Origin of the sequence: Streptomyces odontomachi, assembly GCF_024435355.1 — a bacterium.
Lineage (GTDB): Bacteria > Actinomycetota > Actinomycetes > Streptomycetales > Streptomycetaceae > Streptomyces > Streptomyces odontomachi.
In genome coordinates, this window is the sequence record NZ_JAMJWG010000027.1 from 75,708 (window position 1) to 96,657 (window position 20,950).

A 20,950-nucleotide genomic window follows, 5' to 3' on the forward strand; every position below is an offset into this window, starting at 1 on the left:
TGCGAAGGATGGACATGTCTGTGCAATGGTCCGCATCCATGATCTCCCCGGCGAAGGAGCTCGGCAGCGCGCCGCTCCTGCGCAAGGAGTTCGCGCTCGACCCCGGGCACGGGGAGGTGCGCGACGCATGGCTGCACCTCTCCGCCCTCGGGGTCTTCGAGGCCTCGGTGAACGGAACGCCGGTCGCCGACGACGTGCTGAGCCCGGGGTGGAGCGCTTACGAACGGCGGCTGCGGTACCGCAGCCACGACGTGGCACCGCTGCTGCGCGAGCGGTCCGCGCTCGGGGTCGCGCTCGGCAACGGCTGGTACCGGGGCCGGCTGGCCTGGACCGGCGCACGGGCCCTGTACGGGGACCGGCTCGCGGCCATCGCCCAGCTGGAGATCACCTTCGCCGACGGCCACCGGCAGGTCGTCGGCACCGACACCACCTGGGCGGCGGGCCCGTCGGCGGTGACGGCGGACGACCTGTACGACGGGCAGACCGTCGACGCACGCCGGCACGACCCGTCCTGGGCCCACCCGGGCCAGGTGCCCGAGGGGTGGACGTCGGTGGTGGCCCTCGACTTCGCCACCGACCGGCTCACCCCGTACATCGGCCCGCCGGTGCGCCGGCAGGAGGTCGTGCGCCCGCAGCGGATCTGGACGGCGCCGTCCGGACGGACCCTCGTCGACTTCGGGCAGAACCTCGTCGGCTGGCTGCGCTGCACGGTCCGGGGCGAGGCCGGCCGGCAGATCACCATCCGGCACGCGGAGGTCCTGGAGGACAGCGAGCTCGGCGTCCGGCCGCTGCGGACGGCGCAGGCCACCGACCGGTTCGTGCTGAGCGGCGGGGAGGACTTCTTCGAGCCGACGTTCACGTTCCACGGTTTCCGCTACGCGGAGGTCGACGGCTGGCCGGGGCCCCTGACCGAGGAGTCGCTGGAAGCCGTGGTGGTCCACTCCGACCTGCGGCGCACCGGCTTCTTCGAGTGCTCCGAGCCGCTGCTGAACCAGCTGCACCGCAATGTGGTGTGGGGTCTGAAGGGCAACTTCCTCGACGTCCCCACCGACTGCCCGCAGCGCGACGAGCGGCTCGGCTGGACCGGTGACATCGCGGTGTTCGCGCCCACGGCCGCGTTCCTCTACGACGTGGACGCCCTGCTGCGGGACTGGCTGCGCGACCTCGTGGTGGAACAGGAGGCGCACGGGTTCGTCCCGTTCGTGATCCCGGACGCGCTCAAGTACGTGCCCGAGGCCACGCACTTCCCGGACCCCGAGGCCACCGCGGTCTGGAGCGACGCCGCGGTGTGGGTGCCCTGGGCGCTGTGGTGGGCCCACGGCGACCGGACGGTCCTGGACGCCCAGTACGACTCGATGGCCGCACACGTGCGGCGGGCCGCGTCGCTGCTGTCCCCGACCGGCCTGTGGGACCGCGGGTTCCAGTTCGGCGACTGGCTGGACCCCACGGCGCCGCCCGACGACCCGGCCCGGGCCAAGGCGGACCCCGGGGTGGTGGCCACCGCGTGCCTCTACCGCAGCGCCCGCACCGTCGCCGAGGCCGCCACGCTGACCGGCCGGGCGGACGACGCGGCCGGCTTCGCCGCGCTGGCCGACCGGCTGCGCACGGCCTTCCGCAGGCACTACGTACGCGACGGCGGGCGCGTCCACAGCGACGCGGTGACGGTCTACGCGCTGGCGATCGTCTTCGGGCTGCTGGACGAGGACGACCTCGCCGGGGCGGGGGACCGGCTGGCCGAGCTGGTGGCGGAGGGCGGCTACCACGTCGCCACGGGGTTCGCCGGCACGCCGTACGTCACCGACGCGCTCACCCGCACCGGCCACGTCGACGACGCCTACCGGCTGCTCCTGGAGCGGAGCTGCCCGTCCTGGCTCTACCCCGTCACGATGGGCGCCACCACGGTCTGGGAGCGCTGGGACAGCATGCTGCCGGACGGCACGATCAACCGGGGCCAGATGACCAGCTTCAACCACTACGCGCTGGGCGCCGTGGCGGACTGGATGCACCGCACCGTCGGCGGTGTCGCCCCGCTCACGCCCGGTTACGCCACGGTGCGTGTGGCGCCCCGCCCGGGCGGCGGGCTGACCTGGGCCACCACGAGCCTGAAGACCCGGCACGGGGAGGTGGAGGTCCGGTGGCGGCTGGCGGACGACGGCGGGCTGTGGGTGCGCACCACGCTGCCCGACGGGGTCACCGGAGTGCTCAGCCTGCCCGGCCGGGACGACGTCGCACTCGGCCCCGGCACCGTCGAGCACACCGTCCGCTGAGGCACCCCCGGGGAAAGGGGGAGCCGGGGCGCCGAGGAGAGCCGGGCCGCTACAACACCTTCTTGCGCACCAGCGCCGTCAAGGTGAGCGCGCCCGGCAGGAGCGGCAGCCAGACGGTCAGGACGCGGTAGCCGATGACGGTGGCGGCGGCGAGGGCCGCCGGGGCGCCGAAGGCGGTGAGGGTGAGGACCAGGGCGGCGTCCACCGAGCCGAGGCCGCCGGGGGAGGGCACGAGGGCGCCCAGGGCGTTCGCCGCGAGGTAGGCGAGGATGATGTCAGCCCAGGGCAGCGGCAGGTGGAGCGAGGTGCCCACGGCGGCGACCACGCTCCCCTGGAGCAGCGGGAAGGCAAGCGCGCCGCCCCACAGTGCGAGGATCCGGGCGGGGCGCGTGTGCAGCCGGCGTACGTCGGTGCGTGCGGTGCGCAGGAAGTCGGTGACGAGCCGGCGCAGCGGGTGCACGAACGTCAGCAGCAGGGCCGCCACGACGGCGGCGACGCCCACGGCGGCGCCACCGATGGCCAGCGCGGTGCCCGGGTTGTCGGGCAGCAGCCGGTCGTACGGCACGGTGTGCGGGCGCAGCGCCAGGAACGCGGTGGTCACCACCGTCGTGGCGATCGACTTGGTCAGCGAGTACAGCGCGATCGACGCGGTGCCGCGGTCGAGCGGGATCCCGCGCCGGTTCAGGAAACGCAGCGTGACCGCGTGCGCACCCAGCCCGCCCGGCAGGACGTGGTTGGCGGCACCGGCCGCGAACTGGGTCGCGTACAGCAGCCCCGACGGCAGCCGTTCCAGGACCGCACCCTGCCGTACGCAGGCGGCCGCCGCCCAGCACAGGCAGGCGAAGAGCAGCCCGGTCAGCAGCCATTTCGGGTCGGCGGAGGTCAGCCGCATGGCGCCGGCGTACATGGTGTGCCAGTGCGCCGCCATCCATGCCCCGATCATCAGGAGCGGCAGCATGCACAGGGCCCGGTGCAGACGGTTGGCCGGGAAGGACACGCGGGCGGGCGCCGGCGTGGCGGGTGCCGGCGTGGCCGGCGCAACCGCGGCGAGCTGGGGTGAGGACACAGGCGAGCCGTTTCTGTGCCGGGTCCGCGGACGGCCGGACGGCGGGCACGGAGGGGGGAGCGGGCGGGGACGGTGCGTGGGGGACGAGAAAAGGTTTCCCATCCTGTGTAACGGTTCGGTGTCCGAAAACAGAAGAAGAGCCGGCGATGTGAAGGTGACGGTAACCGGGTGGCGGCGGGCTCACCCCCTTCTGACATGCGCGGGGCCGAGGATCGGCGCGGTTTTGTGCGTTTGCTCACCGCACGCCGCCAGGGGCCACCCGTGGTGTTCGTGCGGTCCGACGCGGTCACCCAGGTCGACACCGGCTGGTGGGGGTACCTCCCGCGCGAGCTGGTTCGAGCGTGGGGGAGCCCGGAGGCGAACCGAGCTCCAAAAAAATTGACTGAACCAGTCAGACCAGATTACGCTCCACGTCGATCACTGGTCCTCAAAGGAGCTCTCTGGTGCGTGTCACGCCGACCCTGTTCGCCGATCCGGAGAGTCTGGGCAGCGCCCTGGCCGGACGGATCGCCGATGAGATCGCCGATGCGGCGGGACGACGCCGGTACCTGCTGGGCTGTCCGGGCGGCCGCACCCCGCTGAGCACCTACGAGGCCCTCGCCGACGAGGTGGGGCGACGCGGCCTCGACCTCTCCCACGTGGTCGTGGTGATGATGGACGAGTACGTCGAGGAGGGCCCCGACGGGACCTTCCGGCGGATCGACCCGGCGCTGGCGCACAGCTGCGTCCGCTTCGGCGCCGAGGAGATCGTGCAACGGCTCACCGCCGCCGCCCGACCCGGCCGCGGCATCACCGCCGACCGCTTCCTGGTTCCCGACCCCGCCGCCCCCGAGGCGTACGACCGGCGGATCGCCGAACTCGGCGGCATCGACCTGTTCCTGCTCGCCACCGGCGCGGGCGACGGCCACATCGCGTTCAACCCCGCCGGCGCCGCACGCGACTCCGGTACCCGGGTGGTGGCCCTGGCCGAGCAGACCCGCCGGGACAACCTGGCCACCTTCCCCAGTTTCGGAGGGCGCCTCGCGGACGTGCCCCGGTACGGCGTCACCGTCGGCATCGGCACCATCCGGGAGCTCTCCCGCAGCGTGGTGATGCTGGCGCACGGCGCGCACAAGGCGCCCGCGGTGCGGCGGCTGACCGCGGCGGAGCGGTACGAGCCGGACTGGCCCGCCACGGTCTTCACGGAGTGCGCCGGCGCCCGGCTGTACGTCGACCGCGCGAGCGCCCCCGCCGAGCCCGTCCACACCTGAGCCCATCCGAGCCCACCCACCCCGGCCGTCCACGCAGTTCACAAGGAGAGACATGGCCTCCATCAAGATCGCCTACCTCGGCGGCGGCTCCTCGCGCGCCCCGGGCACCATGGCCTCGTTCATCCATCACGGTGCGGAGTTCGAGGGCTCCGAGTTCGTGCTGATCGACCTGGACCCCGACCGGCTCGAGGTGGTCAGGACGATCACCGAGAAGATGGCCGCCCACGCGGGCGTGAACATCTCCGTGCGGGCCACCACGGACCTGCGCGAGGGGCTGCGCGACGTCGACGCGGTGCTGTCCAGCTACCGGCCCGGCGGCTTCGAGGCGCGCGCCCTGGACGAGCGGATCCCGCTGAAGCACGGCGTGATCGGCCAGGAGACCCAGGGGCCCGGCGGCCTGATGATGGCGCTGCGCTCGATCAACATCATCAAGGACGTGTGCGCGATCCTGCCCGAGGTCGCCCCGAACGCCCGGATCTTCAACTACACCAACCCGGTCAACATCGTCGCCCAGGCGGTGGCCGACAACAGCGACATCCCGATCGTCTCGTTCTGCGAAGGGCCGATCGTCTTCCCGCCGGTGGTCGCCAGGGCCGCCGGCCTGGACCCGGCGAAGCTGAAGGCGACCATGGCCGGCGTCAACCACAACTGCTGGTCGACCGAGGCCACCTACGACGGCGAGGACGTCTTCCCGATCCTGCGGGAGCGCTGGGAGGCCCTGAAGGACCAGCCGACCGAGAACGTCGGCGGGATGCGGGCGCTGCACCTGGCCGTCGCCATGAACTCCATCCCGGCGGACTACTTCAACTACTACTTCTTCCGCGACGAGATCCTCCGGGAGCGCCAGCTCGCCCGCACCACCCGCTCCGAGGACATCATGGCGGCGCTGCCGGACTACTGGGAGCACTACCGCGAGCAGGCCACCAAGGACGCGCCGGAGCTGGACCAGGCGCGTTCGCGCGGCGGGATCCACGAGCTGGAGCTGGCCATCGAGGCCATGAGCGCCTTCTACAACGACACCGGTGACCGGCTGCCGTTCAACGTCCCCAACACCGGCGGCGTGCTGCCCGGCTTCGACGAGACCACCGTGGTGGAGGTGTGGGGCACGGTGGACGCCAAGGGCTTCCACCCGGACGCGCAGAAGCCGCTGCCGCACTCCGTCCTGGGGATCACCCAGCACCTCGCCGAGTACCAGATCCTCGCCGCCAGGGCGGGCTGGGACGGCGACCGGTCGGACGCGGTACGGGCGATGGCGGCGCACCCGCTGGTGCCGTCGCTGACCGTCGCCGAAGCGCTGTACGACGAGATGGCCACCGCCCAGGCCCGCTGGCTTCCGCAGCGGCTGCACCCTGCTTCATGATCCCCTCCATGACCCCTCTCTACCTCGGCGTCGACGCCGGGAACAGCAAGACCGCGGCCATGGTCTGCGCCCCGACCGGTGAGGTCGTGGGCGCCGGCCTGGCCGGCTGCGGCGACATCTACGGCGCCGAGACCCCGCAGGACGCCGTCGACGAGGTGTTCGCCGCGGTCACCCGGGCGCTGGACGAGGCCGGCGCGAAGCTCGAGCAGCTGGCCGGCGCCGCGCTGCGGCTGGCCGGCGTGGACTGGCCGGAGGACCGGGAGTTCTGGCACGACACGCTTCTCGCCCACTGGCCGGCGGCGCTGCCGCGCTCGATCCTCAACGACGGGTACGCGGCGATCCGCTGCGGTGAGCCGAGCGGGACCGGAGTGGCGGTCATCGGCGGCACGGCGGCGGCCGTGGCCGCGCGCGGGCCGGACGGCGCGCTGTGGGAGCTGGCCTGGTGGGGCCAGCATCCGATGGGGGCGCTCGGCCTCGCGCAGGAGGCCTTCCGCGCGATCGTCCTCGCGGAGCTGGGGGAGGCACCGGCGACCGAGCTGGCCCGGGCCGTGCTGGACTTCTACGGCCTTGACTCGGTACGGGAGCTGAACCACTGGCTCACCCGCCGGGTCGGGGCCGCCCGCCACCCGGACCGGGCCCGCTGCGCCCCGGCCATCACCGCGGCGGCCGTGCACGGCGACCCGGTGGCGATGGGTCTTGTGGCCGAGCAGGGCCGAAGGTTCGCCCGGTACGCCGCCGTGGCGGCCCGGCAGGTGGGTCTCTCGGGCGACGGGCGACCGGTCAGCGTGGTGCTGTCCGGGTCGGTGCTGACGGCGCAGGACTCCCCGGTGACGTCGGCGCTGCTGGGCCGGTTGCCGGCGTACCTGCCGGACGCCGTCGTGCACCAGGCCGTGATACCGCCGGTCGGCGGGGCGGCGTTGGACGCGCTGGCCGAGGGCGGGGCGGCGCCGGACCAGGACGTGCTGGAACGGCTCGCCCGGAGCGTCCAGGAGCGGGGCGCACGGCGGTAGGCCCCCCGCGACGGCGGAACCGGCTCGCGCGCACGGGGCGGCCGGACCCGCGTCACGCACGCACGGGCCGGAACAGGTCCGCCTGGAACCGGTAGGCGTCCGCGCGGTAGCACATCACCCCGCAGAGCACCGGGGTGCCGTCCACCGCGTAGGTGATCTCCTCGCCGACCAGGACGGGGCTGCCCGGCTCGATCTCCAGCAGCTCGGCGGTCTCCGGCGCCGCCGCGTCCGCCCGCACCGTGTACGCGCTGCGGGCGATCTGCACGCCGCAGGTCCCCTCCAGCACCCCGTACAGGGACCGGTCGGTCAGGTCCACCTCGGCCAGCGCCGGGGCCTGCTCCAGGACGACGACGCCGGTGTCCACGCACACCGGGACCTTGTCCAGGCTGCGCAGCCGCCGTACTTCGAGGACGCGCGAGGCCGGGGCGATCCGCAGCCGGCCGGCCTCCTCGAAGGTCGCCGGGCGCTCGCTGCGGGACAGCACGCGCGACTGCGGGGTCAGGCCGCGTGCGTAGGCCATCTCGGAGAAGCTCTGCAAGGTGCTCGGCGGCTCACCCACCATGCTGCGCGGCACGAACCAGCCGCGCTGCGAGGAGCGTTCCAGCGCGCCCTGCTCGGCGAGCCGGCCCAGCGCCTGGCGGAGCGTCGAGCGGGAGACCCCGAGGGAAGTGGCGAGGTCGCGCTCCCCGGGCAGCCGGGTGCCGGGGGCGAAGACCCCGCGGTGCAGCGATTCGGTGAGCTTGCGATACGTCTCGTCGACGGCCGTGCCACCGCCCGGCTCCGCATCACTCGTCATGACCGGATGGTACCAGCCGAGTACCAGTAGGCACTCAAGCACGACTATGGACTAACTGGTCTACCGGTGCCTATGCTCCGGTCCACGCTCCGGGTCCACCCCTGCCAGGGCCTGCCCGGCTTCTTGGGTCTGCCGGGCTCCTGGCCCTGCTGGGCCCGCGCTGGGCCTGCGGTGCCTTCCGGATCTCCTGGCGGGCCACCGTCCGGCGGACCTGGTCGACCACCGACGTAAGGGGAGCTGGATGCAACGCGCTGGGATGTACGGCCTGCCACGCACGGCGAAAGGGACCGTGCTCGGGATCTCCGGCACGGCGAGGAAGACCGCGATCGCCCTGTCGCTCGCCGCGGCGCTCGGCCTGTCCGGCTGCGCCCCGGGCAGCGGTTCCGCCGCACCCGCCGAGGCGCCCACGGGGCCGGTGGCCACCGACCCGGCGAAGCTGGGCAAGGTCCACCTCAAGGTGCTGGACACCTTCGCCGGCGGGGTCGACGCCCCGTGGATGAAGAGCGTGGTGGCGGCCTTCCACCGGAAGTACCCGAACATCACCATCGACCGCACCAGCCAGCCCTGGGGCGACGTGATGCAGGAACTCCCGCTGAAGCTCAAGGCCGACGACCCGCCCGACATCGTCCCCGCGAACAACGGCTGGCAGTCGCTGGGCGAACTCGTCCAGGGCCATCTGGTGCTCAACCTGGACCGCTACGCCGACGCCTACGGCTGGCGCAAACACATCCCCGAGTCGATCCTGCGCCAGCACGAGTTCTCCACGGACGGCAAGAAGATGGGCACCGGGGCGATGTTCGGGACGCCGGTGGCCCGCGCCTCCCTGATCGAGGTCTACTACAACCGCCACCTGATGGAGAAGATCGGCGCCAAGGTCCCCACCACCCTGGCCGCCTTCGAGAAGGACCTGGCCAAGGCCAAGTCGGCCGGCATCACCCCCATCGCCATGGGCAACTCCGACAAGGCGGGCATGACCGAGCCGCTGTTCTCCGCCATGAACTCCTACGGCTCGCAGCCGAAGATCTCGAACCTGGTCTACTCCCAGGGCGACGTCCCGCTCAGCGAGGCGGGTTTCCCCGAGGCGGTCGACACCGTCCACGACTGGTCGAAGAAGGGCTACTTCACCCACGACTACCAGGGCACGCCCATGCAGGACGCGACGCAGGACTTCGTCGACGGCAAGGGCCTGTTCATCTTCAACTACTCCGGATCCCTGCCGGTGACCAAGGAGCAGGGGAGCGACTTCGGCTCGTTCTTCCTGCCGCGCGCCCACGGCGGCGACCCGGTGGCCACCGCCGGCTCCACGACCAACTTCTCGATCTCCGCCAAGTCCAAGCACCCCGACGCGGCCGCCGCGTTCCTGAACTTCGCCGCCGGCCACGAGGCGGCACGGCTGGCGGTCGACCACGGCACGATGCCCATGCTCGCCCCGGACCTGAAGGCCCCGAAGGGCAACCCGATGTTCGCCGACGACGTGGCCAACGCCGCCGAGATCACCGCGCACGACTCCTCGGTGCCCTACCTGGACTGGACCACGCCCACCCTGCTCGACACGATGAGCACCCGGATGCAGGACATGCTCGCCGGCAGGATCTCACCGGCCGACGTGGTCGACGACGTGCAAGAGGACGTCGACGGCTTCCGGGCCAAGCTGAAGTAGCGGGGCGACCATGCCGACCTCCACCCGCCCCGCCGCCGCGCGGCCGCACCCGTCCTCCGCCGCCACGCCGGCCGGCCGTGACCGCTCCACCGGCACGGCCGGCGCGTACCGGCGCACCGCCTCCCGCGCCTCGGCCCGGCGCCGTCTGCTCGGACTGCTCTACCTGGCGCCCGCACTGGTCGTCTACGCCGTCGTCACGCTGGTCCCCGCGGGCCAGGGCGTCTGGCTGTCGTTCTGGCACTGGGACGGCGTCACCCCGGCGACCTGGGCCGGGTTCGCCAACTACACGGGCTTCTTCACGGACCCCCGGCTGCGCCAGGCCCTCGACCACACCGGGGTCTTCCTCATCTTCTTCTCGGCGCTACCGATCGCGCTCGGCCTGCTCAGCGCCGCCCTGACCGCCCGCCGGGAGGTGCGCGGCGCCGGCATGTACCGCTGGGTGATCTTCCTGCCGCAGATGCTCACCCCCGCGGTGACCGCCGTGGTGTGGAAGCGGATCTACGCCCCCGACGGCCCGGTCAACCTGGTGCTGCGCGACCTCGGGCTCGGCTCCCTGGCGCACGGCTGGCTCGGCGACTACACCTGGGCGCTGCCCGCCCTCGGCCTGGTCGGCACCTGGACCACCTTCGGCCTGTGCATGGTGCTGCTCGTCGCCGGGATGCAGAACATCCCCACCGAGCTCTACGACGCGGCCCGGGTCGACGGCGCAGGGCCCGTGCGGGAGTTCTTCAGCGTGACGCTGCCGGGCCTGCGCGGGCACCTCGCCGTGGCGCTGACCCTCTCCGCGCTCGGTGCGCTGCGCGTCTTCGACATCGTCTGGCTGACCAACCGGGGCGGCCCCGGCACCTCCACCATCACCCCCGCGATCCTGCTGTACGAGCGCGCCTTCACCAACCCGGACATCGGCGCCGCCGCCGCCATCGGGGTGGTGCTCGCCGTGGTCTCCCTGCTGGTGACCCTCTGCGTGGCCAAGCTCTCCGAGGAGAAGTCCTGATGATCTCCACCCGGGAGAAGATCTCCAACTACGTCGTCCTCACCCTGGTGGCGATCTGCGTGGTCTTCCCGCTCGTCTGGATACTCGGCGTCGCCGTCTCGCCCAGCGTCAACGGCAACCTGGACCTCGCGCACATGCACTGGGGCAACTTCGCCACCGCCTGGCACGAGGGCGGCTTCGGCAGGTACCTCAAGTCGAGCCTGATCATCACCTTCAGCGTGGTGGGCATCGCCACGGTGCTGGCGATCGGCTCGGGATACGCCTTCGGCGTGCTCGGCGTCCCCGGCGAGAGGCTGCTGTTCCCGCTCGTCCTGCTCGGCATCATGCTGCCGATGGAGACGATCATCGTCCCGCTCTACTACGACTTCCAGTCCTACGGGCTCATCGACACCTACCAGGGCATCATCCTGGCCCAGGTCGGCCTCTCGGTGAGTTTCGGAACGTTCTGGATGCGTACCGCGTTCCGTGCCGTGCCGCGTGCCGTCGGCGAGTCGGCCGCCATGGACGGTGCGGGCAGCTGGGCCCAGCTCTGGCGTATCTACCTGCCCATCGCCCGGCCGGCCGTGGTGACCCTGGTCCTGCTGAGCTTCATGTGGACCTGGAACGACTACTTCCTCTCCCTGGTCCTAGTCTCCGACCCCGCCCACCAGCCCCTCACCCTGGGCCTGGGCGTCTTCTCCGGCCGCTACCTGGTCCATGTCAACCTGCTGGCCGCTGCCGCCGTCCTGATCGCCCTGCCCATCGTGGTGCTGTACCTGATCTTCCAACGGCACTTCATCCGCGGGGTGCTGGCGGGGGCGTTGAAGGAGTGACGGTCGGCCACGCGCCCGGCTCCCTTGCGGCGCTCCCGGCACGGGGCTTCACTGTGGCCATGGGCCAGCACGCCGGACCGCGCACCACCTACGACACCGCGATGGCCGCCGCCTACGTCGCCGGGCGCGCTCTGCCGTCCTCGGCCGTCCAGGCCTGGATGACCGCCGCCCGTCCCCATCTGCCGGGCCGGTCGGGCAGGCTGCTCGACATCGGTGCGGGAACGGGCCGCTTCAGCACCGCCCTGGCGCAGGCGTGTCCGGCCACCGTGGTCGCCTGCGAGCCGTCCGCCGCCATGCGCGCGGCGTGCCAGGCGTTCTGCCCGTCTGACGTGCGGATCGTCGCGGGCACCGCCGAGGCCCTGCCGTTCGCCGAGGACACTTTCGACGCCGTCTGGGCGTCCCAGGTCGTCCACCATGTCGAGGACCTCCCGCGGTTCGCCCACGAACTGCGCCGCGTGCTGGCCGAGGGGGGAGCGTTCCTCCTGCGCGGCGGGTTCGGTGCCGTCACCGACATCCCCCTGTACCGCTACTTCCCGGGCGCGTGGTCCGCCGATTCGACGCACCCGTCGCTGCCCCACATCACGGACGTGCTGGCGGCGGCCGGTCTGGGCCGGGTGGCCCATGCGCAGGTCCCGCAGGTGTTCGCGGCCGACGGCGACGAGTTGCTGTACAAGGTCGGCACGCGATCCCTGAGCCCGTTGGCCGCGCTACCCGACGCCGAGTACCACGCGGGGGTGCGCCGGCTCCGGGCGGACGTGGCGCGGGGGGCCTTCCCCGGGCCGGTCACGGAGCGCCTGGACCTCGTGGTCTTCCGGTGAGTGCCGGCCTCTTTCCGGCTCCGGGGAGGCGTGCGGGACGATCCCGCACGCCTCCCCCGCTCATCGCTGGGCGCCGTCCTGCACGGCGTCGCCCGTCAACGGCGGAGGCTGGGCCTCCAGTGCCGTCAGCTCCTCGTCGGTGAGGAGACGGGACCTGAGGAGGAACCGCACCCCTTCGGGGGCCTCCAGGGAGAACCCGCTGCCCCGGCCCTCGACCACGTCCACCGTCAGATGGGTGTGCTTCCAGTACGCGTACTGGCTGGCGCTCATCCAGAACGGGGTCTGCTCGGCGACCTCTCCGAGCAGGACGTCGGCGGCCCCGACCCGGAACTCGCCGCGCGGGTAGCACATCGGCGAACTGCCGTCGCAGCACCCGCCCGACTGGTGGAACATCAGCGGGCCGTGCTGCCGGCTGAGCTGCTGCACGAGCCGTTCGGCGGCCGGGGTGAGTTCGACGCGGGCGGGCGGCCCACCGTCGCCTGCCGTGCCCATCAGAAGAATCCGAGCTTCTTGGGGGAGTAGCTGACCAGCAGGTTCTTGGTCTGCTGGTAGTGATCCAGCATCATCTTGTGGTTCTCGCGGCCGATCCCGGAGTTCTTGTACCCGCCGAACGCCGCGTGCGCCGGGTAGGCGTGGTAGCAGTTGGTCCATACCCGGCCGGCCTTGATCTCGCGGCCCATCCGGTAGGCGGTGTTGCCGTCCCGGGTCCACACGCCCGCGCCGAGCCCGTACAGCGTCTCGTTGGCGATCTTCAGCGCCTCGTCCACGGAGTCGAAGGTGGTGACGGACACCACCGGGCCGAAGATCTCCTCCTGGAAGATCCGCATGTCGTTGGAGCCGCGGAAGACGGTCGGCTCGATGTAGTAGCCGCCCTCCAGACCGGGCACCTTGCGGGTGCCGCCGCCGGTCAGGACCTCCGCGCCCTCCTGCCGGCCGATGTCGATGTAGGACAGGATCTTCTCGTACTGGTCGTTGCTGGCCTGCGCGCCCAGCATCGTGGCGGGGTCCAGCGGGTCGCCGCCGACGATGGCCTTGGTGCGTTCGAGGCAGCGGGCCATGAACTCGTCGTAGATCGCCGAGTGGATGAGCGCCCGGGACGGGCAGGTGCAGACCTCTCCCTGGTTGAGGGCGAACATCACGAAGCCCTCGATCGCCTTGTCCAGGAAGTCGTCGTCGGCCGAGGTCACGTCGGGCAGGAAGATGTTCGGGCTCTTGCCGCCCAGCTCCAGCGTGACCGGGATGATGTTCTCGCTGGCGTACTGCATGATCAGGCGCCCGGTGGTGGTCTCACCGGTGAACGCGACCTTGGCCACCCGCGAGCTGGACGCCAGGGGCTTGCCCGCCTCGACGCCGAAGCCGTTGACCACGTTGACCACGCCCGGCGGCAGCAGATCGGCGATCAGCTCGATCACCAGCAGCAGGCTGGCCGGGGTCTGCTCGGCCGGCTTGAGCACCACGCAGTTGCCGGCCGCCAGCGCGGGCGCCAGCTTCCAGGTCGCCATCAGGATCGGGAAGTTCCACGGGATGATCTGCCCGACCACGCCGAGCGGCTCGTGGAAGTGGTACGCCACCGTGTCCGCGTCGATCTCCGCGACGCTGCCCTCCTGGGCGCGGATCGCGCCCGCGAAGTAGCGGAAGTGGTCCACGGCCAGCGGCAGGTCGGCCGCCAGCGTCTCGCGCACCGGCTTGCCGTTCTCCCAGGTCTCGGCGACGGCCAGCTTCTCCAGGTTCTCCTCGATACGGTCGGCGATCTTGTTGAGGAGCACCGCGCGCTCGGTGGTGGAGGTGCGGCCCCAGGCGCCGGCCGCGGCGTGCGCGGCGTCGAGGGCGAGTTCGACGTCCGCGGCCGTCGAGCGTGCGACGTTGCAGAAGACCTCGCCCGTCACCGGGGACCGGTTCTCGAAGTACCGGCCCTCCACGGGGGCCACCCACTCGCCGCCGATGAAGTTGTCATAGCTGCTGGCGTAGCTGACGATGCTGCCTTCGGTGCCTGGCTGTGCGTAGACCATGCCGGTGCTCCTCGGGATAGAGGTGTGGCGGGTGCCATGACGGATCGACCGCCGTGGCGGGCACACTGTGCGCCGAAGAGGTTGGCTCCAGGTTGGCAGGCTGGTCAGCTGTGTGATGCGGGCTGGTCAGCCACGTGGCGCCGGCTCCGGTCGGTGTGGGGACCCCGGCTCGTCAGCTGCGTAGGGCCGTCGTCAGCCGGCCCGCCGCGATCCCGCGGCGCGGGTCCCCCGGACCGAGCATCCGCAGCGCGTGGGCATGGACCTCGGCGTCGTACGGCGCCCGCTTGCCGTAGCGCAGCACCAGCTCCGGGCGGGTGCTGGCCAGCACCGCCTCCCGGACCGCCACCGCGATCTGCTCCCGCCAGTCGAGGATCCCGGGCGCCTCCGAATAGGGGAGCAGCGGCCCGCGGTACAGCTCCACGGCCGTCGTCGTGTCGCCACGCTCCAGGGCCCGCAGCACCTCGACCGCGTCGCACACCACGGGCACCGTCAGCTCGTACTGGCGGGTGGTGACCCGTCCGCCGAGGGCCCGCCGCAGATGCGACACCTCCGCCTTGAAGGTGGACGCGCTGACCGGCCGCTCGCCGTACAGCGCCGCGCGCAGCCGCTCGGGGGAGAAGCCCTTCGGCTCCAACGCCAGCAGCGTCAGGATCTCCAGCTGCCGCGGCGGCAGGTGCACCGCGGCGCCGTCGCGCATCACCTTCTCGCTGCCCAGGCAGGTCACTTCCAGCCTGCCGCCGCCACCGGTCCCCGCGGCCTGCCCCGCTCTGCTGCGCAACGCGCCCTCCACGGCCGACGCCATCATGCGCACGGTGGACATGGCCAGCGGATGCGACCGGTCCCAGGTCGTCGAGAGGTCCAGCACGCCCAGCACCCGGCCGTCCGGGCCGTGGATCGGGGCGCAGTAGCAGACCCAGCCGTGCAGGGCCGCCACCAGGTGCTCCGCGGAGAACACCGTGCTGGGCAGGCCGGTGCGCAGCGCCAGCGAGAGCGCGTTGGTGCCCATGGCCGGCTCGCCCCAGCACCCGCCGGGGGCGAAGTTCACCCGTTCCGCGCGGTGCCGCATCACCCGGCCGCCGCAGGTCCACAGGATCGTGCCGTCCTCGTCGGTCACCGCGGCGACGAACCCCGCGTCGTCCGCCACGCTGCGCACCTCGTCGGCCAGCGTGTTCACCGGCTCGTACAGCGGCGAACGGGACCAGAGCGCGTGCACGCCCCGGCTCGACACCGGAGCGCTGTCCCGCGCCGGATCCACCGTCTCCACGGAGCGGGCCCAGGACTCGGTGACCTCGTGACGCAGCGCGAAGCCCGCACCGAGCGGTCTGCGGCTGGCTTTCAACTCCGGTACGACACGGGCCCACTGGCGCTCCAGTACGGTCCGCCGCTGCGACAGCTCTCCCTGCCCTGACATCGGCATCCCCAGCTCGCTGATCGTCGAGGTATGCACGGGCGGTACCGATCCGGGGGGATCGGTCACCTCCCGATGTAGCGGACCGAGGGGAACGCGCGGACCTCCAAGGAGCCACTGTGCAGTCCGCATGGTCGCCGTCGGTCACTTGTGAGGTGGCTCTCATGCTAATGGCGTACGGCAGGAAGGCGGAGAGGGCGATCTGGACCAGTTCGACGGGTGCACGGGCCCGTGGGGATACGGGGGTTGCCGGGGCGGGTGCCGGCTTCCGAGGTGCGGCGCGCGCTCGTCACTTCCCCGGCGCCACGTCCTTGACGTCCACCGGCCGATCGTTGCGCAGTTCACCGAAGAGTTTCCTGGCCTGTGGCCCGTCCCATTTGACGGCACTGCCCTTCGAGGTGGGGAAGGCGAGGGACGCCACGGGAACGTTGATCTTCCGGCCGTTGCCCGCCGTGACCCCCTTCATGGCCTCGAAGAGCGTCCCGAGGGTCGGCAGGCCCGTGTCCTCGTCCACGACGAGCGAGTCGAGACCCGCGCTCATCGTGGCGGAGACCTTGACCGGGTTGGTCAGCACACCCGGTGTGGCGGCCTTGCGCGCCAGCGCGGCGAGGAACTTCTGCTGGTTCCTGCTGCGGCCGAGGTCGCCCTCCGCCTCCTGGTGGCGCTGCCGGACGAAGGCGAGCGCGCTGCGTCCGTCCAGGTTGTGGCACCCCTTCGTCAGGTCGAGGCCGGACTTCTCGTCCTTGACGTCCTTGTCCACGCACATCTCGACGCCGCCGACCGCGTCCACGATGTCCACGAAGCCGGCGAACCCCATCTCCACGTAGTGGTCGACGCGCAGCCCGGTGTTGCGTTCGATGGTGCGTACGAGCAGTTCCGGGCCGCCGTACGAGAACGCCGCGTTGAGCTTGTTCTTCGACGCGCCGTGGTGCGTGCCGGTCTGCGGGTTGACGTACGGCGGGATGGTCACCCACGAGTCCCGCGGCAGGCTCGTCATCGTGGTGCCGTGGGAGCCGGTGTGCAGCAGGATCATGGAGTCGGTGCGGCGCCCGTCGTCGGCCGACCCACCGGTGTGGAGCCGCTTGCGGTCCTGGTCCGAGAGGCCGATCCGGCTGTCCGAGCCCACGATCAGGTAGTTGGTGCCCTTGCCCTGCGGCGCCCGGGGGCTCGGGAGCCTGCCGAGGTCGACGTCCTGGTTGAGCCGGGTGCCCGCCCAGACGTAGGCGCCGACGGAGGCGACGAGGAGCAGGCAGACCACCACGACCACGGCCCGCAGGATCCGGCGGGCCCTGCGGCGCGGTGGCCGGGGAGCCCGGCGGCGCCTGCCCGCCGCGAGGGCGCCGGCCGGCACGCCGTCCCCGTCGTAGCCGGGCCGTGCAGTCGTCCGGTCACTCATGCGGATCCTCGGTCGTCTCGGGCTCGTCTGGTCTGGGCTCGTCGGGTCCGGGTTCGTCGGGCCCGGGCTCGGTCGGGTCGGAAACGCGTCGTCCTGGGACCCGTCGTCCCGGGACCCGTCGTCTCGGGGCCCGTCGTCCCGGTCGTCGTGCACGGCTGCCCGCTCACAGGCGTGAGGGCGAGTACTCGGGGCGTCGATGCGTCGGCATGGCGGTGCCGGAGCGCTGCATGCGGTGCCACCTCAGTCGGGTGCCGAGCAGCAGCGCGACCACCGACTGGATGATCACCAGGTACATCAACTGCCGGTAGACGAGGAACTGGAACGGCAGCGACCACAGCGTCCGCACCCGCTCACCGTCCAGCCGCAACGCGTAACCGGCGCAGATCAGTTGGACGACCAGGAAGCCGCACCACACCCCGACCGACTGCCAGGGCGTCGAGAACAGCGCCCCGTACAGGGCGTAGAGGTCGACGACGGGAGCGAGCAGCGGCAGGGCCACCTGGAAGACCAGGAGATAGCTCAGTCCGCGGCGGCCGAAGCGCCCGGCCGGACCCACTTCGAGGGCGGCGCGGCGATGCTTCCACATGGCCTGCAAGGTGCCGTAACACCAGCGGTACCGCTGCCGCCACAACTGCCGCAGCGAGCTCGGCACCTCCGTCCAGGCGATGGCCGTCTCCTCGTAGACCACGCGCCAGCCGGCCCGCCACAGCGCCATGGTCAGGTCGGTGTCCTCGGCGAGGGTGTCCTCGCTGATGCCGCCGACGCCCATCAGCGCATCACGGCGGAACGCCCCGATGGCACCGGGAACGGTCGGCATGCACTCCAGCACCTCGAACATCCGGCGGTCGAGGTTGAACCCGGAGACGTACTCCAGGTGCTGCCACCGGCCGAGCAGCCCCCGCCGGTTGCCGACCTTGGTGTTCCCGCTGACCGCGCCGATGGCGGGGTGCGCCAGCGGTTGGATGAGCTGCTGGATGGCGTCCCGCTCCACCACGGTGTCCGCGTCGATCATGACGATGATGTCGTGCCGGGCATGGGCGAGACCGGTGTTGAGGGCGGCGGCCTTGCCCGAGTTGGGCTGCCTGATCACCATCACGCGGGGGTCGTCGATCCAGGTCGCCAGGTCGGCCGTCTCGTCCGTCGACCCGTCGTCGATCACGATGATCTGGAGGTGGGGGTGATCGGAGGCGAGCAGCGAATGGACGGTCGCCTCGATGCCCGCGGCTTCGTTGTGCGCAGGGATGAGAACGGTCACCGGCTCATTGACCTGGCGCAGCCACGGGGACCCGGGCCGGAAGCGGGTGAGCCGGCGCACATGGGCGCGCGCGAACAGCGCGAGCATCAGCAGCCGGAGCACGCCCAGCGCGCCCGCCACGGCAAGGACCCAGCCCATGACCTCCACGAGACCGCGCCCCGCGGCTGCGGCCCAGACCAGCCCGGTGCCCGTCCACCGGTCGAGGGTGGACGCCGGTGCGTTCGACGACGCGGGCGCTGCGGGCGCCGCTGTCCGGGTCGCCGCGTGCGACGACGCGTGCGCCGGCGTGTTCGTCGATGCCCGGCCGAGGCCGGCCGAGACCGTCGTGAACCGGTTCGCGCCGGCCGTGTCGAGCAGCTTCTTCGTCTCCGCGTACGCCGTGCCGGTCTGGCCGTACTGGCGGATGGCGCCCAGCGACGGCTTGCGCTTCGGCCGGTCCGCCGCGACCAGCAGATAACCGTCGGCTGCGGCCCGCCGTGCCGCCGACCACTCGGCGTCACACACCGTGTTCACCGTGGTGGTCTGCGGCATGCGCAGCAGCTTGGTGTGCACGCCCGCCGTACCGGCGATCGCGGACCGGGCCAGCGACAGCTCCGCCGGAGCCCTCAGCCGCGAGGCCGCGCCCATGTCGGCGCCCGTGTAGGTGTTCGAGCCGATCTCGTGGCCCGCGTCCCTGATCCGGCGCATCAGGCCCGGGTACCGGGCCGCCTGGGCACCGTTGACGAAGAAGGTGGCATGGGCGTGGTGCCGGCGCAGCAGGTCGAGCAGCCGCGGCGTCCACACCGGGTCGGGGCCGCCGTCGTAGGTGAGCGCCACGGTACGGGCGGGCATGGCATACGACTGTGTCCGCTTGCCGTCGATGCGCACCACCGGTCCGCCCTGCGCCACGGGCTTGGGCACCGGCCGGGTGCAGGCGGGCCGCGTCGTCGCCGCGTCCACCTCGTGGCTGGTCCACCCCTCGAAGAACAGGGCGACGAATATCACAGGAAGGGTGACGATCAGCAGGAGCCAGTGCGCACGCGGATCCCTGGACCGTGCGTGCCGCCTCCGGGCCTGCGCCGGCCGGGTCCGGTCCGGCCGGGTCTGGTCCGGTCGGGTCTCCCGCGTTCGGTACTGCCGCGATCCGGCTTCCTGCCCCCCTGGGAGCTGCCGTGTCTCGGACCGCTGGACATGGACTTGCCGTGCTTCGGCCTGCTGTGCTCGGGCTTGCCGCGCTCGCATCGGTCGTCTCACACCCTCCCGTCCCGTGTGCCGGGGGCTGGGGTGCGGCTGTCATGGCCCGGAGTGCGGACGCGGCGGGAGCCACGAGGGGCGTATCTCTTGTGGAGCTCTATGTTCCGGTTGCCGTGACACATGGGGGGCGAGTGTAGTCACGGCGAATCTTGTGCGCATTTCTGGGATGTGATGTGACTGCGGTCTCGTGACGGACGAGGCAGGTAGGGCCCGGATCCCGTCGTGTACCGTGCAGTTCAGCCCAGACGATCTTGACCAGCGGTGTCCTGGTTCACATCACTCAGCGTGGGGACCCCGTCGCCTCGGGGACTTCGGAGGTGTCCCGGTCTTGCGGGTCCTCCGGATCAACGGAGTCCCTTCCGGCTCGGCGCTCGGGTTGGACACGCGCACTTCCGCGTCGACCGCGAACCGGTCCTTCTGATGGTCCCCGGTGAGTTCGAGGTCGGTGAGTTCGAGGGTCGGTGAGTTCGAGTCTCCCTGCCGGGCCGGTGTTGGGTCCGTGGTCGACGACGGCCCGGTGGTGCGCGGGGGTCGCTCCGTGCGGCGCGCGAACCCGCCCCCGAGTTCGTCCTGTTGGCCCGCTGCTTCTTGGCCCGCTGCTTCCGCAGGGCTGCCGAGGGGTGCCGCCCGGGTACGGGCGAGAAATGGCCTGCGGAGCACTCTCTTCCATGGCCGATCGAGCATATTCTGACATATATGAATACGGGGGATGAGTTGCTCCTGCTCGCCACAGTCCCGGGCAGATGGCGCATACGGATACGCGGCGAGGGGCGGCTCGGATTCGCCCTGCGTGCCGCCGAGTTGGCGGACCTGAGCCTGGCCGGACGGATCACCGTCGGGCCCCGGCGGATCGAGGTGGTGGACTCCCGGTACATCGAGGACCCGCGCCTGAGGGAAGTCCTGCGCCGTCTGGCCACCGCGACGCCGCCGCCCAGCCTTCAGGGCTGGCTGCGCCGGACCCCGCCCTCCCTGACCACGGCGTACCTCTACCGACTCCGGGATCGCAAGGCGGTGCGCCTGCGTCGCTGGCGGGACTCCGGCGGCCGTGTCCGGCACCGCGTCACCTCCGTCGACCTGGCGCGCCGCCGCGCGCTGCTGGCCCGCGTCGACGCCGTGGTCCGCTCCGACCCGGCGACCTCCGCCGCCGACCGCGACGTCACCCTCGCCGTGCTCGCCCAGGCCGCGGGCCTCGCCTCCGCCCTCTACCCGGGCTTACGGGGCCGCCCCGCTCGCCGTCGCCTGGCCGCCCTCACGGCAACCGACCGGCTCGCCACGACCGACCGGCTCGCCGCGCACTCCGGTGCGGCCGCGGCCGCCGACGAAGAACTCGCCGAAGCCCTCTCCACCGGAATGGAGACCCTCACCACCCGCCTCTTCGACGAACTCGGCGACATCTACTCCGACCTCACCACCGGAGGCCATGGCCTGAGCCACGACCTGAACCCGGGCGGCTGGTCCGACGGCGGCTCAGGCGGGATGGGCCACTACGGAGGCGGGCACGGACACGGCGGCGGCCATGGGCACGACGGCGGCGGTGGACACGGTGGCGGGGACGGTGGCGGTGGCGGCTGGTGACCCCGCCCTCCGAGGACCGCGCGACCGCCACGCGGGTCGAT

Annotated in this window: 16 protein-coding genes; 9 read left to right on the top strand and 7 right to left on the bottom strand. The window is 72.0% G+C overall.

Features of this window, described 5'->3' with window-relative positions; all coding sequences use genetic code 11:
* Positions 1-14: 14 nt before the first annotated feature.
* Positions 15-2,267 carry an alpha-L-rhamnosidase gene (locus tag NQO67_RS37470; protein ID WP_255954942.1) on the top strand — a complete coding sequence of 751 codons (2,253 nt, stop codon included), beginning with the start codon at positions 15-17 and terminating at the stop codon, positions 2,265-2,267.
* Positions 2,268-2,316: 49 nt separating this feature from the next.
* Here the strand turns inward: NQO67_RS37470 and NQO67_RS37475 are convergent, their stop codons facing one another.
* Complete coding sequence (locus tag NQO67_RS37475; protein ID WP_255954943.1) at positions 2,317-3,333, bottom strand: lysylphosphatidylglycerol synthase transmembrane domain-containing protein; 1,017 nt, start codon at positions 3,331-3,333, stop codon at positions 2,317-2,319.
* Between the two features lie 443 nt (positions 3,334-3,776).
* Here NQO67_RS37475 and NQO67_RS37480 point away from each other — a divergent pair, with 443 nt between their 5' ends.
* From NQO67_RS37480 to NQO67_RS37490, 3 genes are read left to right on the top strand one after another with little or no spacing between them, the layout of a single operon-like run.
* Positions 3,777-4,583, top strand: a complete 807-nt coding sequence (locus NQO67_RS37480) for a 6-phosphogluconolactonase (RefSeq protein WP_255954944.1) — start codon at positions 3,777-3,779, stop codon at positions 4,581-4,583.
* 52 nt (positions 4,584-4,635) lie between these two features.
* Positions 4,636-5,943 carry a family 4 glycosyl hydrolase gene (locus NQO67_RS37485; RefSeq protein ID WP_255954945.1) on the top strand — a complete coding sequence of 436 codons (1,308 nt, stop codon included), beginning with the start codon at positions 4,636-4,638 and terminating at the stop codon, positions 5,941-5,943.
* 8 nt (positions 5,944-5,951) lie between these two features.
* On the top strand, positions 5,952-6,953 hold the full coding sequence (locus tag NQO67_RS37490; protein ID WP_255954946.1) for an N-acetylglucosamine kinase: 1,002 nt from the start codon (positions 5,952-5,954) through the stop codon (positions 6,951-6,953).
* A gap of 52 nt (positions 6,954-7,005) precedes the next feature.
* Here NQO67_RS37490 and NQO67_RS37495 read toward each other — a convergent pair whose 3' ends face one another.
* Entirely contained in the window at positions 7,006-7,749 is a 744-nt protein-coding gene (locus NQO67_RS37495) for a GntR family transcriptional regulator (RefSeq protein WP_255954947.1), read from the bottom strand.
* A 241-nt stretch (positions 7,750-7,990) separates the two neighbouring features.
* On the opposite strand from NQO67_RS37495, the gene NQO67_RS37500 reads away from it, so the two are divergent.
* Genes NQO67_RS37500 through NQO67_RS37515 form a run of 4 tightly spaced genes read left to right on the top strand, consistent with a single transcriptional unit; the run spans position 7,991 to position 12,033 of the window.
* On the top strand, positions 7,991-9,409 hold the full coding sequence (locus NQO67_RS37500) for an ABC transporter substrate-binding protein (RefSeq protein ID WP_255954948.1): 1,419 nt from the start codon (positions 7,991-7,993) through the stop codon (positions 9,407-9,409).
* Between the two features lie 10 nt (positions 9,410-9,419).
* Positions 9,420-10,403, top strand: a complete 984-nt coding sequence (locus NQO67_RS37505; RefSeq protein WP_255954949.1) for a carbohydrate ABC transporter permease — start codon at positions 9,420-9,422, stop codon at positions 10,401-10,403.
* Positions 10,403-11,215, top strand: coding sequence for a carbohydrate ABC transporter permease (locus NQO67_RS37510; protein ID WP_255954950.1), 813 nt, complete (start codon positions 10,403-10,405; stop codon positions 11,213-11,215). The genes NQO67_RS37505 and NQO67_RS37510 overlap by 1 nt, the downstream gene beginning before the upstream one ends.
* A gap of 59 nt (positions 11,216-11,274) precedes the next feature.
* Positions 11,275-12,033 carry a class I SAM-dependent methyltransferase gene (locus NQO67_RS37515; protein ID WP_255954951.1) on the top strand — a complete coding sequence of 253 codons (759 nt, stop codon included), beginning with the start codon at positions 11,275-11,277 and terminating at the stop codon, positions 12,031-12,033.
* Between the two features lie 60 nt (positions 12,034-12,093).
* On the opposite strand, the gene NQO67_RS37520 is transcribed toward NQO67_RS37515, so the two are convergent.
* The 5 genes from NQO67_RS37520 to NQO67_RS37540 all read right to left on the bottom strand — a co-directional run bounded on the left by NQO67_RS37520 (position 12,094) and on the right by NQO67_RS37540 (position 19,085).
* Positions 12,094-12,525, bottom strand: a complete 432-nt coding sequence (locus NQO67_RS37520; protein ID WP_255954952.1) for a DUF779 domain-containing protein — start codon at positions 12,523-12,525, stop codon at positions 12,094-12,096.
* Positions 12,525-14,042 (bottom strand): aldehyde dehydrogenase, encoded by a 1,518-nt coding sequence (gene adh / locus NQO67_RS37525; protein WP_255954953.1) that lies wholly within the window; start codon positions 14,040-14,042, stop codon positions 12,525-12,527. Before adh ends, NQO67_RS37520 begins: the two co-directional genes overlap by 1 nt.
* A gap of 172 nt (positions 14,043-14,214) precedes the next feature.
* The gene (locus tag NQO67_RS37530; protein ID WP_374119261.1) at positions 14,215-15,453 is read right to left on the bottom strand and encodes an AfsR/SARP family transcriptional regulator; all 1,239 of its coding nucleotides are present in this window, start codon (positions 15,451-15,453) and stop codon (positions 14,215-14,217) included.
* A gap of 286 nt (positions 15,454-15,739) precedes the next feature.
* Positions 15,740-16,846: an LCP family protein gene (locus NQO67_RS37535; protein ID WP_255954955.1), complete on the bottom strand. Its 1,107-nt coding sequence runs from the start codon at positions 16,844-16,846 to the stop codon at positions 15,740-15,742.
* A 163-nt stretch (positions 16,847-17,009) separates the two neighbouring features.
* Complete coding sequence (locus NQO67_RS37540; RefSeq protein WP_445195115.1) at positions 17,010-19,085, bottom strand: bifunctional polysaccharide deacetylase/glycosyltransferase family 2 protein; 2,076 nt, start codon at positions 19,083-19,085, stop codon at positions 17,010-17,012.
* A gap of 945 nt (positions 19,086-20,030) precedes the next feature.
* On the opposite strand from NQO67_RS37540, the gene NQO67_RS37545 reads away from it, so the two are divergent.
* On the top strand, positions 20,031-20,909 hold the full coding sequence (locus NQO67_RS37545; RefSeq protein ID WP_255954956.1) for a GOLPH3/VPS74 family protein: 879 nt from the start codon (positions 20,031-20,033) through the stop codon (positions 20,907-20,909).
* Positions 20,910-20,950 lie beyond the last annotated feature (41 nt).

What these genes read in the sequence shown, in the direction of transcription:
- NQO67_RS37470 (WP_255954942.1), top strand. Translation starts at nt 15, where the DNA reads ATGTCTGTGCAATGGTCCGCATCCATGATCTCCCCGGCGAAGGAGCTC.
- NQO67_RS37485 (WP_255954945.1), top strand. Translation starts at nt 4,636, where the DNA reads ATGGCCTCCATCAAGATCGCCTACCTCGGCGGCGGCTCCTCGCGCGCC.
- NQO67_RS37490 (WP_255954946.1), top strand. Translation starts at nt 5,952, where the DNA reads ATGACCCCTCTCTACCTCGGCGTCGACGCCGGGAACAGCAAGACCGCG.
- NQO67_RS37495 (WP_255954947.1), bottom strand. Translation starts at nt 7,749, where the DNA reads ATGACGAGTGATGCGGAGCCGGGCGGTGGCACGGCCGTCGACGAGACG.
- NQO67_RS37500 (WP_255954948.1), top strand. Translation starts at nt 7,991, where the DNA reads ATGCAACGCGCTGGGATGTACGGCCTGCCACGCACGGCGAAAGGGACC.
- NQO67_RS37505 (WP_255954949.1), top strand. Translation starts at nt 9,420, where the DNA reads ATGCCGACCTCCACCCGCCCCGCCGCCGCGCGGCCGCACCCGTCCTCC.
- NQO67_RS37510 (WP_255954950.1), top strand. Translation starts at nt 10,403, where the DNA reads ATGATCTCCACCCGGGAGAAGATCTCCAACTACGTCGTCCTCACCCTG.
- NQO67_RS37515 (WP_255954951.1), top strand. Translation starts at nt 11,275, where the DNA reads ATGGGCCAGCACGCCGGACCGCGCACCACCTACGACACCGCGATGGCC.
- NQO67_RS37520 (WP_255954952.1), bottom strand. Translation starts at nt 12,525, where the DNA reads ATGGGCACGGCAGGCGACGGTGGGCCGCCCGCCCGCGTCGAACTCACC.
- adh (WP_255954953.1), bottom strand. Translation starts at nt 14,042, where the DNA reads ATGGTCTACGCACAGCCAGGCACCGAAGGCAGCATCGTCAGCTACGCC.
- NQO67_RS37530 (WP_374119261.1), bottom strand. Translation starts at nt 15,453, where the DNA reads ATGTCAGGGCAGGGAGAGCTGTCGCAGCGGCGGACCGTACTGGAGCGC.
- NQO67_RS37535 (WP_255954955.1), bottom strand. Translation starts at nt 16,846, where the DNA reads ATGAGTGACCGGACGACTGCACGGCCCGGCTACGACGGGGACGGCGTG.
- NQO67_RS37545 (WP_255954956.1), top strand. Translation starts at nt 20,031, where the DNA reads ATGAATACGGGGGATGAGTTGCTCCTGCTCGCCACAGTCCCGGGCAGA.